The 11,429-nt window shown below is 71.7% G+C and carries 12 protein-coding genes and 1 tRNA gene; 3 read left to right on the forward strand and 10 right to left on the reverse strand.

The features are described from left to right. Positions 1 to 2: 2 nt before the first annotated feature. The 4 genes from QM638_RS04390 to QM638_RS04405 all read right to left on the reverse strand — a co-directional run bounded on the left by QM638_RS04390 (position 3) and on the right by QM638_RS04405 (position 3,253). On the reverse strand, positions 3 to 566 hold the full coding sequence (locus QM638_RS04390) for an FtsX-like permease family protein (protein ID WP_415140721.1): 564 nt from the start codon (positions 564 to 566) through the stop codon (positions 3 to 5). Positions 567 to 598: 32 nt separating this feature from the next. Continuing rightward, positions 599 to 1,798: an ABC transporter permease gene (locus QM638_RS04395; protein WP_415140722.1), complete on the reverse strand. Its 1,200-nt coding sequence runs from the start codon at positions 1,796 to 1,798 to the stop codon at positions 599 to 601. A 151-nt stretch (positions 1,799 to 1,949) separates the two neighbouring features. Further along, on the reverse strand, positions 1,950 to 2,975 hold the full coding sequence (locus tag QM638_RS04400; RefSeq protein ID WP_415140723.1) for a LacI family DNA-binding transcriptional regulator: 1,026 nt from the start codon (positions 2,973 to 2,975) through the stop codon (positions 1,950 to 1,952). A gap of 193 nt (positions 2,976 to 3,168) precedes the next feature. After that, positions 3,169 to 3,253: transfer RNA gene (locus QM638_RS04405), tRNA-Leu, on the reverse strand. A 287-nt stretch (positions 3,254 to 3,540) separates the two neighbouring features. Here QM638_RS04405 and QM638_RS04410 point away from each other — a divergent pair. Continuing rightward, on the forward strand, positions 3,541 to 4,365 hold the full coding sequence (locus QM638_RS04410; protein WP_415140759.1) for a cation diffusion facilitator family transporter: 825 nt from the start codon (positions 3,541 to 3,543) through the stop codon (positions 4,363 to 4,365). Positions 4,366 to 4,378: 13 nt separating this feature from the next. Then, positions 4,379 to 4,951: a LysR family substrate-binding domain-containing protein gene (locus tag QM638_RS04415; RefSeq protein ID WP_415140724.1), complete on the forward strand. Its 573-nt coding sequence runs from the start codon at positions 4,379 to 4,381 to the stop codon at positions 4,949 to 4,951. 28 nt (positions 4,952 to 4,979) lie between these two features. On the opposite strand, the gene QM638_RS04420 is transcribed toward QM638_RS04415, so the two are convergent. From QM638_RS04420 to QM638_RS04435, 4 genes are all read right to left on the reverse strand, one after another. Next, positions 4,980 to 5,525 (reverse strand): nucleosidase, encoded by a 546-nt coding sequence (locus QM638_RS04420; RefSeq protein ID WP_415140725.1) that lies wholly within the window; start codon positions 5,523 to 5,525, stop codon positions 4,980 to 4,982. Beyond that, on the reverse strand, positions 5,522 to 6,073 hold the full coding sequence (locus tag QM638_RS04425) for a hypothetical protein (protein ID WP_415140726.1): 552 nt from the start codon (positions 6,071 to 6,073) through the stop codon (positions 5,522 to 5,524). Before QM638_RS04425 ends, QM638_RS04420 begins: the two co-directional genes overlap by 4 nt. Positions 6,074 to 6,152: 79 nt before the next feature. After that, a complete protein-coding gene (locus QM638_RS04430) occupies positions 6,153 to 7,367 on the reverse strand; it encodes an acyl-CoA dehydrogenase family protein (RefSeq protein ID WP_415140727.1) in 1,215 nt (404 codons plus the stop codon). Next, on the reverse strand, positions 7,367 to 8,731 hold the full coding sequence (locus tag QM638_RS04435; RefSeq protein WP_415140728.1) for an acyl-CoA dehydrogenase family protein: 1,365 nt from the start codon (positions 8,729 to 8,731) through the stop codon (positions 7,367 to 7,369). The genes QM638_RS04430 and QM638_RS04435 overlap by 1 nt, the downstream gene beginning before the upstream one ends. Positions 8,732 to 8,964: 233 nt before the next feature. On the opposite strand from QM638_RS04435, the gene QM638_RS04440 reads away from it, so the two are divergent. Next, the gene (locus QM638_RS04440; protein WP_415140729.1) at positions 8,965 to 9,891 is read left to right on the forward strand and encodes a DUF559 domain-containing protein; all 927 of its coding nucleotides are present in this window, start codon (positions 8,965 to 8,967) and stop codon (positions 9,889 to 9,891) included. Between the two features lie 76 nt (positions 9,892 to 9,967). Here the strand turns inward: QM638_RS04440 and def are convergent, their stop codons facing one another. Continuing rightward, the gene (gene def / locus QM638_RS04445; RefSeq protein WP_415140730.1) at positions 9,968 to 10,561 is read right to left on the reverse strand and encodes a peptide deformylase; all 594 of its coding nucleotides are present in this window, start codon (positions 10,559 to 10,561) and stop codon (positions 9,968 to 9,970) included. A gap of 31 nt (positions 10,562 to 10,592) precedes the next feature. Further along, complete coding sequence (locus QM638_RS04450) at positions 10,593 to 11,426, reverse strand: TrmH family RNA methyltransferase (protein ID WP_415140731.1); 834 nt, start codon at positions 11,424 to 11,426, stop codon at positions 10,593 to 10,595. Between the last annotated feature and the right edge of the window lie 3 nt (positions 11,427 to 11,429).

The raw sequence follows: 11,429 nt of genomic DNA on the forward strand, positions 1-11,429 counted from the left end.
GCTCAGCCGGCGCTGAGCGAGGTGATCGGCGGACGGTTCACCGCGCGCCAGGTCGGGACGAGGCTGGTCACGACGGCGGCGACCACCGAGACCGCGACCGAGACGACGATCCCCGTCGCCGTACCGCCCGCCGAGACGCCCGACTTCGCCAGCCCGGTCACGCCGAGCAGGGAGCCGACGACCGCGGCGGCGACCGCACCGCCGAGCGCACCGAAGAAGGCGGCCATCACCGGCTCGACCAACAGGGCGATCAGGACGGGCCCCGAGCGGACCCCGGTGGCGCCGAGCACCCCGAGCTCGCAGGTGCGGTGAGCGATCGTCCGGGTGGTGGCCACGGCCGCCTCGACCACGCCGACGAGCAGGACCGTGACGGAGATGAGCACGATGGCATGGCCGATCTCGTCGGTGTGCCCGAGGCTGGCGGCCTGCCTCTTGATGCCCGCCGACATCGCGAAGACGATGACCACCAGGAAGGCGCCGGTGGCGATGGTGACGGCGGGCAGCAGCATCTCCCGCGCACGCCGCTTCGAGGAGAGCAGCCCGTAGGCGAGGCCGTACCTCAGCATGATGCGGTCCTCTCCGGCATGATCCGGTCCTCTCAATCGGTCAGCAGCGCGACGGGGCGTTGCTGCAGGAGTCGGTGGACGGGCACGATGGCCCCGACGATGGCCATCGCCGGCAGGAACGCCGCGACCGTGGCCGAGGCCTGGGCCCAGGCGACCGGGGTGGCCAGGTCCGGCAGCACGGCCCAGACCGCCACGCCGGCCCCGAGCACGCCGAGGAGCCAGGAGGCCAGGAAGACGACGCCGGATTCGACGAGGAAGAAGTAGAGGACCTCATCGGCCAGGCCGATGCTCGACATGATCCCGAACTCTCGCCTGCGTTCTTGGACCGAGGCGAGGAAGGAGGAGATGGCGATGATGAAGCCGAGAATCAGGCCGATGACCGAGATGAGGCCGAGGGTGGAGTTGGTCACCTGGCCGGAGAAGGCGCTGGCGTACCGCTGGGCGAAGCTGGTCGCCCCGCTGCCGGTGGTCGTGTCGTAGACCAGCCCCTTGCCCGCAGGATCCGGCGCCTGCGCCGGATCCTGCGTCGACGGCAGGTCGACCGCGTCGCCGAACAGCGTGCCGAGGTCGGTGCGGCCCTGGTCGGCCGACGGCTCGTCGGCGATCCACCAGCCGACGTCGCCGACCACTGCCTCGGCCACGCCGGGAGCGACGATCAGCGCCGGGTTGTCGCCGGTGACCGTGACCCGCAGCGTGTGGCCGCCCAGGCTGAGCGTGCCGCCGTCGGAGACGCCCAGGCGCCGGGCGAGCTCGCTGCTGGCGGTCGCCGTGCCCGCCGACGTTCCGCTGACGCCGTAGACCGCCACCCGGCCGTGCGGACTGCGCCACAGCCCGGCGATCATCTCGCTTCCGGTCCAGCCCTTCGGCAGTGAGATGTCGCTGGGCGCACCGTCGGCCACCAGCGCGTCCGCGGTGCTGTCGTAGGTCACGCCCGCGGCGGGGACCACCCAGATGGTGTGAGTGCCGATCGCGTTGGTCACCGAGTCGGCGCCGGTGATGGCCGAGCTGGCCGCGATGGTGCGGACCACGGTCACCGCGGCGATCGCCAGCGCGATGCCGAGTACGGCGAGAACGAACCGCTCCGGGCGACGTCGGACGTTGGCCAGGGCGAACCGCAGCAACCGTCCGAAGGAGCCGCCCGAGGCCATCGGGAGGCTGCGCTCCGAGGCGGCGGCCGGCGCACCGGCCGAGACCGGAGTCTCTTCCTGGCTGACGGACTGAGAGGCTGTCACGTCTTCGATCGTCTGGGCCGGGTGTTTCGGTGAAAGGTTTCGGCAGATTGCGTTTTATGACGGGAACGCCCCGTGCGGTAACCACGACGTATCACGACCACGCGGCACCGCGAACAGGCCGGGTGGGTCGGTCGTGGGCTCGGCCGCGCGGCTACAGCCGGCAGTCGGCGGCGAGGGGTGCCGTGGAGGCGCGCGTCACGAGCTCGGCGGGCAGCAGGGTGACCTCCTCGATCACCGTGCCGTGGTCGAGATGCCTGATCAGCGCCTCGGCGCAGGTCGCACCCAGCAGACGGGGTGTGAGGTTGAGCGCGGTGACGGGAGGGTCGAGCACCTCATGCAGGTGCGCGTCCGCGCAGGCGGCGAGCATGATGTCGCGCCCGACCCGACGGCCGGCCTCGGCGATCAGGCGGAGCGCGGCACGCGCGGCATGCTCGCCGGGCACGATGAGGAGATCCACGTCGACGTGGCGCGTCAGCAGCGAGCCGACCATCTCCTCACCGACCACGAGGAACCGACCGTTCTCGAAGGGCGACGGGGTGTGGATCCCGTCGACGTCGTGCTCGGCGCACCAGCGCGCGAAGACGTCGCGGAGCACGACGCCCCAACCGGACTGCTCGTCGGCGGCGAGCAGGACGGGACGACGGGCCCCGGCCGCGTAGGCGTGGTCGAGGAGCCGCGCCAGCGCGGTCTCGTGATCGATGCCGATGACCGGCGAGGCAGGCATCCCCGGCGGGAGCCGTTCGCCGGCGACCAACGGGATCCCCGAGTCGAGCAGCTCGATCGCCCGCACGTCGGTGGCGAGCGGATCGGGAAGGATGATGCCGTCGACCTGGGGGCTCACGACGCGTCTGCGGTCCGGATTGCTGGAGAGCAGGTTGAGGTCGTAGTCGTGCTCGACGGCGACATCGGCGACGCCGGCGACGAACTCCCGGAAATACTCGTTGTCGAAGTTGTCGGCCGCGTTCAGCACGTGAAGGCCGATCGCACGGGTGCGTCCGGTGCGCAGTCCGCGGGCCAGCGCGTTGGCGCGGTAGCCCAGCCGCTGCGCCGCCTCGCGCACCAGGGTGCGGGTGGTCTCCGTCATCCGGCCGCTGCCGGAGAGCGCCTCGGAGGCGGTGCCCAGCGAGACCCCGGCCTCGCGAGCGACGTCACCGAGGGTCACTCTCCGAACGGCCATAGGGGGATCCTAGGGTCCGCACCCACTCCCGACGGGCACGCCGCGCGCTCAGTTGGTCGCCAGGGCCTCCGCCGGGGACAGTCGGTCGGCGCGAACGGCGGGATAGAAGCCGGCCAGGCCGCCGATGAGGACCGGGACGGCCGAAACGGAAAGCCCCGAGCCTCCGACCTGCAGAGACTCGGGGCGACTCGCGTGCGCGAGGGGGGACTTGAACCCCCACCCTCTATACGAGGACTAGCACCTCAAGCTAGCGCGTCTGCCTATTCCGCCACCCGCGCGAGTGCGTGGAGAACGTTAGCAGCGTCGGGTGGCGTGGGCGAATCGGCAACGGTCGGCCGGTGAGTCGACCAGCCGCACTGACTACCATCGAGTCATGACCAATCGTGCGCTCGGCCCGGGACTGTGTGCCGGGGCCGATCCGAGAGAGGGGACGGCCTCCGCGCACACCGCTCACCCGGGCGGCCGCTCCGGTGATCACGCGCATGATCACGGCCATGATCACGGCGTGTCACCCGACGCCGACCGGCGTCTGTTGGCCTGGGCGATCGGACTGCTCGGCGGCTTCATGGTGGTCGAGGTGGTGGTGGCCCTGCTGTCCGGCTCGCTCGCACTCCTCGCCGACGCGGGGCACATGCTCGCCGACGTCGGTGCGCTCCTCGGCGCCCTCTGGGCGATCAGTCTCGCCGCCCGGCCGGCGTACGGTCGATGGACCTTCGGCTGGAAGCGCGCCGAGATCCTCTCCGCCGCCGTCAACGGCATCACCCTGCTCGTGGTCGGCGGGATCGTGGCGGTCGAGGCCGTCCGCCGGCTCGCCGGCAGCCCCGAGGTCGATGCCGGGCCGATGCTGGCGGTCGCCATCCTCGGTTGCGCGATCAACCTGCTCGCCAGCTGGCTGCTCGCCCGGGCGAACCGCTCCAGCCTCAACATGGAGGGGGCCTACCAACACGTCCTCTCCGACCTCTACGGCTTCGCCGGCACGCTCGTCGCCGCGGTCGTCATCCTGGCCACCGGCTGGGCCAAGGCCGACGCGGTCGCCTCGCTGGTCGTCGTCGCGCTGATGGCGTACGCCGCGGTCCGGCTGCTCCGCGACTCGGGGAAGATCCTGTTGGAGGCGGCTCCCGACCACGTCGACATCGACGACGTACGCGCCCATCTGCTCGCCCTCGACGCGGTCATCGAGGTGCACGACCTGCACATCTGGACCCTCACCTCCGACCTGCCCGCGCTGTCCGCGCACCTCACGGTGGAGGACGGCTGCTTCCTGAGCGGCGAGGCACCGCGGTTGCTCGATCAGGTCCAGGCATGCCTGGTCGGACACTTCGACCTGGAGCACTCCACCTTCCAGCTGGAGCCGGCCGCGCATGCCGCGCACGAGACCGGCACCCACTGAGCCGGCGGACACCATGACCCTCACCGTCGGCTTCGTGACCGGCACGACCCCCGACAAGTGGGCGCGCGCCTGGCGGGAGCGCTACCGCGAGCGCCTCGAGCTCGTCGCTGTCACCGAGGACGAGCAGGAGTCGGCGCTCCGCGCCGGCGACCTCGACCTGTGCCTGGTCCGGCTGCCGATCGACCCCGCCGGCATGCACCTGATCCCGCTCTATGAGGAGCGTGCGGTGGCGGTCGTCTCCCGCGAGCACCTGCTCAGCCTCGCCGACGAGGTCACCACCGACGATCTCGCCACCGAGCAGCTGGTCCTCGGCGAACGCTCCGGCTGGCGTCCCGAGGTCGACCAGCTCGACTGGCCGGCGATGAGTGTCAAGGACGCCGTCGAGGTCGTCGCCGGGGGCACCGGCGTGGCGATCGTGCCGATGTCGATCGCACGGCTCCACCACCGCAAGGACGTCGTACACCGCCCGGTGACCGATCTGGCGCCCACCAGGGTCGGGCTGGCCTGGCTGGTCGACGACGACAGCGAGCGGCACCAGGCCTTCGTCGGCGTCGTCCGCGGCCGTTCGGCCCGATCCTCCCGCTGAGCCGAGACCTCGGATCCTCGGACCGACCTCAGCGCGCCTCCAGCCACTCCCCCAGTGCCCGCGCGCTCCGGTCGACCACCTCGAGCCAGGACAGCGCCGAGGCGTCGGCGTTGTCCGAGACGTGCTTGACCAGCCGCACCGTCACGCCGGCCGCCCGCGCGGCCCAGGCGATGGCGTAGCCCTCCATGTCGACCAGGTCCGCCCGCCGTGCGAGCTCGGCACGCACGGCGGGGTCGCTGACGAACATGTCCCCGGTCGCCAGGCTCACCGTGCCCTCGCCGACCTCGAGCCACTCCTGCGGGTCGTAGCCGAAGCTCCGCAGCGCCTGCGCCGACAGGTCGTGGTTGAGCACCCGTCCGACCTCGTGCAGCCCCTCGAGCCCGTCGCGAAGCGCCCCCGCGCTGCCGATGTTCACCACCAGTCGGGTCCCGGGGCGGCGGGCCAGCTCGGTGGCCACCGCCGTCGCCGCGGCCACCTTGCCGACACCGGTGATCAGCAGCGGGTAGCCATCGGGGACGTACGCCGCCTCCTCCGGTGTCGCCGAGACCACCAGGACGTCACCGCGGCCGGTCACAGGTCGATCCGGCGGCCGCGCGCCGCACCCCCGCTGGTCGGCTCGGGGAGCCACAGGTAGGAGCCCGCCGGCAGCGGCCGGCTGCGGTGCTCCTCCCGGACCCGGTCGGCGAGCGCCGCGGGGTCGGCCGACGCGAGTGCGTAGCTGGCCGGCTGGGTCGTCGTACCAGCTTGTCGCCAGACCACCGCGACCCCGTCCGCCGCGAGCGTGGTGACCAGCTCGGGCTGGAGCGGGTCCGCCCCCACCGGCACCCGTACGACGACCAGCGACCGTCCGCGTGCCGCCTCCCGGTCCTGGATCTCCTCCTCCATCCACCGGTCGAACGCACCGGCGCTCCGGGATCGGACCAGCGCCGAGACCAGCAGCCCCAGCGCGGCCAGCAGCGCGATCCCGCAGGCCGCCACCAGCAGCACCGCAGCCGTGCCGGAGGCCTGTCGCGCCGCCCACAGCGCGGCCCCGGCCAACACCAGCCAGCCGATCACCCAGCCGAACAGGCGCACCGTCCAGACGCTGGGCTCGTCCACCCGAGGATCGTCGATCAGGGTCACGGCACCACCCTAATTGTCCGCCTCATTGTCCGCCTGGCGTCACGTCCGGACGGCGCTCGACCTCACTTCGGCCCCGACCTCACTTCAGCTCGGTGCTGCTCAGCCCCAGCAGGCGACGCGCGACGATGAGCTGCTGGATCTGCTGGGTGCCCTCGAAGATGTCGAGGATCTTGGAGTCGCGCGCCCACTTCTCCAGCAGCTCGGTCTCGCCGTAACCGACACCGGAGCACAGCTCGACACAGGACAGGGTGATGTCCGAGCCGACCCGGCCCGCCTTCGCCTTGGCCATCGAGGCCTCCAGGGAGTTGGGCCGGCGATTGTCGGCCATCCACGCGGCCTGGAGCATCAGCAGGTAGGCGCCCTCCCAGTCCGCCTCCAGCTGCAGGAACCTGGCCGCGGCGGCCGACTGCAGCTGGGCCGGTCGGTCGTAGTCGACCTCGACGCCCGCCTCGGCCAGCAGCTCGCGGGTGTGGTCCAGCGAGGCCCGGGCACAGCCGACCGCCATCGCCGCCACCAGCGGGCGGGTGTTGTCGAAGGTCGCCATCGCCCCGGCGAAGCCCTGCTTGACGTCGATCTCGGGCGAGCCCAGCAGGTTCTCCGCGGGCACCCGGCAGTCGGTGAAGGTGATCGTGGCGGTGTCCGAGGCCTTGATCCCGAGCTTGTGCTCCAGCCGTTCGACCTTCATCCCCGGGGTGCCCTTGGGCACCACGAAGCTCTTGATCGCGGCCCGGCCCAGTGACCTGTCCAGCGTCGCCCAGACGACCACCGCGTCGGAGCGCTCACCCGAGGTGACGAAGATCTTCTCTCCGTTCAGCACGTAGGCGTCGCCGTCGAGCACGGCGGTGGTGGAGAGGTTCGCCGAGTCCGAGCCCATCCCCGGCTCGGTGATCGCCATCGAGGCCCACACCCCGGCGAAGCGCTCGAGCTGCTCGTCGTTGGCGACCGAGGCGATCGCGGAGTTGCCCAGACCCTGGCGCGGCATCGACAGCAGCAGCCCGACGTCGCCCCAGCACATCTCGGAGACGCTCATCACCGAGGCCAGGTTGGAGCCGTTGACCACCGACCCGTCGTCCGCACGCTCCTCGCGTCGTACGCCGGCCGCACCGGCCCCCTGGCTGGCGCCCGACTCGGCGAGCCCGTCGGCCATCGCCGCCAGCATGTCGAGCTCCTTGGGATAGGCGTGCTCGGCCTTGTCGTAGGTCCGCGAGATCGGGCGGAGCATGTTCATCGCGACCTGGTGCACCTGGTCGCGCAGTCCACGGAACCTCTTCGGGTCCTCCAGATTGATGGCCACTAGACCAACACCGCACCTTCCATCACTCCGATGGCCCGCAGGTCGCGGTACCACCGCTCGACCGGGTGTTCCTTGACGAAGCCGTGCCCGCCGAGCAGCTGGACGCCGTCCAGACCGATCTGCATGCCCTTGTCGGCGCAGAGCTTGCGGGCCAGCGCGATCTCCCGGCGGGCGTCCTTGCCGGCCGCCACCTGGCCCGCCGCCTTGTAGGTGACCAGCCGCATCGCCTGCAGCTCGATGGCGATGTTGGCGACCATGAACGCCACCGACTGACGGTGCGCGATCGGCTCGCCGAACGCCTGACGCTCCTTGACGTACGGCGTGACGTAGTCGAGCACCGCCTGGGCCGTGCCGATGGCGAGCGCGCACCAGCCGAGCCGGGAGAGCCGCACGCATGCGGCGTACGTCGACCCGTCGGTCTCGCCGAGCACCGCGCCGGCGCCGACCCGGACGCCGTCCAGGTGCAGCCGGGTCAGCGACGCCGCCCGCACTCCCATCGCCGGGTCGCCCTCGACCCCGAGCCCGTCCGCGCCCGCCTCGACCAGGAAGAGCACCGGCGCCCCCTCCAGTCGCGCACCGATGACGAACAGGTCCGAGTCCGCCCCGCGTGGCACCAGGGTCTTGACCCCGTCCAGCCGGTAGCCGTCACCCTCGCGGACCGCGACCGTGCTCGGCCGGAGCACGTCGAAGAGCACCTCGGACTCCATCAGCGCCAGCGCGGCGGTGGAGGACGACTCGTCGGCGAAGGCCGGCAGGTAGGTCTGCTGCTGCTCCTCGCTCCCCCACAGCGCCAGCGCGGTGGCGACCGCACCGGAGGAGAGGCACGCGACCGCAAGGCCGAGGTCGCCCTTGGCCAGGGCCTCGGCGACCAGGACGCCGGCCGTCGCCGACCGGGTCTCGGCGACGCCGCCGAGCGCCTCGGGCACGCCGAGCAGCGGCAGCCCGACCTCCTGCGCGGCGGCCAGCACCTCGGCCGGTGCCTGGCACGCCTCGTCGGCGGCGCTCGCCGCCGGCCGCAGCACCTCGGCGGCGAGCTCGCCGACCACGTCGACCAGCATCTGCTCGTCCGCGCTCGGCGTGATGTCGAAGACGCCGCTAGCCGAGGCGTGCGGCGCCCGGGCTCCGGCGGTGCCGCGCCTCCCCGCCCGGGCGAAGGTCCGTCCCGCCTTGGTGGCCACCGTGAAGCCTCCGCGGGTGACGGTGAAGACCCCCCTCTCGGTCTGCCTGCGGATGCCCAGTCGGTCGATCACGTCGCTCTGTGCCAGCCGGTTGAGCGCGGCGACCGCATAGCCGATCGGGTCGCGGCTCTCCGAAGCCGGCACACCGTGGCGGCCCCCACCACGAAGGCTCTGGAGTAGGCTCATGCGGCAACTGTAACTCACAGTTACACTCTCGTCTACAACCTCGCCGAGTCGGTCGTTCGGACCGCCGAGTCGGTCGCCGGAACCCGCCAGTCGGTCGTCGGAACCGGCGAATCGATCGAATCGACAACCCGGGCATCCCGAGTTCCTCCACAGGCACACCGTGGAGCTCACTCGTCCACAGGCGGACCGGGCACGACGGCGTACGGCGGGTTCGGCGGCCCATGATGGCGGTCATGTCCTCCTCACCCGCTGTGCTCCCTCGCGAACCGTTCCGTGCCGCAGACCTCGCCGCTCTAGAGCTCACCAAACAAGAGCTGCGCCAGTTGTCGATCGACGGTCTGGTACGGCGAGTGACGCGCGGCGTCTACGTCGACGCCGCGACCGAGGACTCGCTCGGTCTCCGGCTGGCCGCGGTCCGCCTCGCCGTGACGGAGGCCCACGTGGTCGTCGACCGGACGGCCGCGTGGATCCACGGGGTGGACACCTGGACCTTCGAGGAACGCGACACCCTCCCACCGATCGAGGTCTGCGCCCTGCGGGGCAAGGCTCCGACTCGTCGGGGAGAGTTCGACGGCCGCACCCGCGACCTCGGCGACATGGACATCATCGAGCTCGAGGGAGTTCGCGTGACCACTCCGCTGCGCACCGCGCTGGACCTCGGCTGCGTGCTGCGGCGCCGGGAGGCCTTCGCGGCGATGTGCCTGCTCGCCCAGCACCACGACTTCGACAGCCGCGACCTCGTCACCGGCGTACGGCGGTTCCGCGGTCGTCGTGGCGTCATCCAGGCACGGGGCCTGGCGCCGCTCGTCGAGCCGCGGGTCGAGTCGCCGCGGGAGGCCTGGACCCTGCTCGAGATCCTCGATGCCGGGCTTCCGCCACCGGTGCCGCAATACTGGATCGAGATCGACGGCGTGCCGACGTACCGACTCGACTTCGCCTATCCGAACCGCCGGATCTGCGTCGAGTACGACGGTTTCGATCACCACCTGCGGACGCCGGAGCAACGCGAGCACGACCGGCGCCGTCGCGCATGGCTGGCCGACCATGGCTGGACGGTCATCGTGGTGCGTTCCGGAGACTTCACCGCAGGGATACGACACCGCTGGCTCCAGGATCTGGAGACGGCGCTCGCCCAGCAGTACCACAATCGGCGCTGGTAGTGCTGACTCGTCGGTTCCAAGGCACGATTCGCCGGCTCCAACGACCGATTCGGCGGTGCTGGGGACGGACTCGGCGTCAGGAGTCGGCCGGCCAGTCCAACGGGTACTCCGCCGCGGCCTTGTCGTGCTGCTTGCCCAGCCTCTTCCGGGCCTTGGCGGCGAGTCGGTCGCCGAAGACCGTTCCGTAGGTGTGGTCGGTCTCGTGTTGCAGGCAGCGGGCGAGCAGCCCGTCGCCGGCGAAGGTGACGGGGGATCCGTCCAGGCCGACCCCGTCGACCCGGGCCCAGTCCGGCCGGGGGCAGGCGATGTAGGCGCCCGGGAAGGACAGACACCCCTCCTCGGACTCGTCGAGACTCCGGTCCTTGCCCTCCGGCAGGGTCAGCACCGGGTTGCACACCACCCCCACCACCGGCCGGCCCGAGGCATCGGGACAGTCGAAGACGAACATGGCCACGTCCTCGCCGATCTGACAGGCGGCCAGACCGACGCCCTCGGCGGCGTACATGGTGGCCACCATGTCGGCGGCGAGCTCGCGCAGCCTCTCGTCGAAGACCGTCACCTTCCGTTGCGCGGTATGCATCACCGGTGTCCCCCACCGCGTCACCGGCCTGACCCGCCCGCCGGACGGCAGCGGACCGTACGGCGCCAGCGGCTCCTCACTCCCACTCATGGGCGGCACCCTAACGTCCGACTCGCCGGTTCTAACGCCCGACTCGGCGGTTCTCGGGACCGACTCGGCGGGAGGTGACGTAGCACGCGACGGCGCTCGCCGCCGCCACGTTGAGCGAGTCGATCCCGCCCGACATCTCGATGATCGCGCGCCGGTCGGCCGCGCGCTGCCAGTGCTCGGAGAGTCCGTGCCCCTCCGAGCCCAGGACCAGCGCCACCTTGTCCAGATCGGCCACCGCCTCGGCCAGGGGTACGGCGTCCGGGGCCAGCGTCAGCGCGACGGTGGTGAACCCCGCCGCGGAGAGCATCGGCAGCGCGTCGTACCAGTCCGGCAGCCTGGTCCACGGCAGTGCGAAGACCGCCCCCATCGCCACCTTGACGGACCGCCGGTAGAGCGGGTCGGCGCAGCGCGGCGCCAGCACCACGGCATCGAAGCCGAGACCGGCCCCGCTGCGGAAGATCGCGCCGACGTTGGTGTGGTCGACGATGTCCTCCAGGACCAGGATCGAGCGGGCGCCGGCGAGCACGTCCGCCAGGTCCGGCAGCGGCCGCCGCCGCAACGAGGCGAGCGCGCCGCGGTGCACGTGGAATCCGGTGACCTCCTCGGCCACCGCCCCGGAGACCACGTAGCAGGGCGCCTCGGATGCCGCCAGCACGTCGGCCAGGGTGTCGAGCCAGCGCGGCGCCATCAGGAACGAGCGCGGGTGGTAGCCCGCCTCGACCGCGCGGCGCACCACCTTCTCGCCCTCGGCCAGGAAGAGTCCGTGCTGGGCCTCGAGATGCTTGCGGAGCTCGACGTCGCGCAGGTCGCGGTAGTCCGCCAGCCTCGGGTCGTCGACCCGGTCGATCTCGATCAGCCCGGCCACGAC

Origin of the sequence: Nocardioides sp., assembly GCF_047606145.1 — a bacterium.
Lineage (GTDB): Bacteria > Actinomycetota > Actinomycetes > Propionibacteriales > Nocardioidaceae > Nocardioides.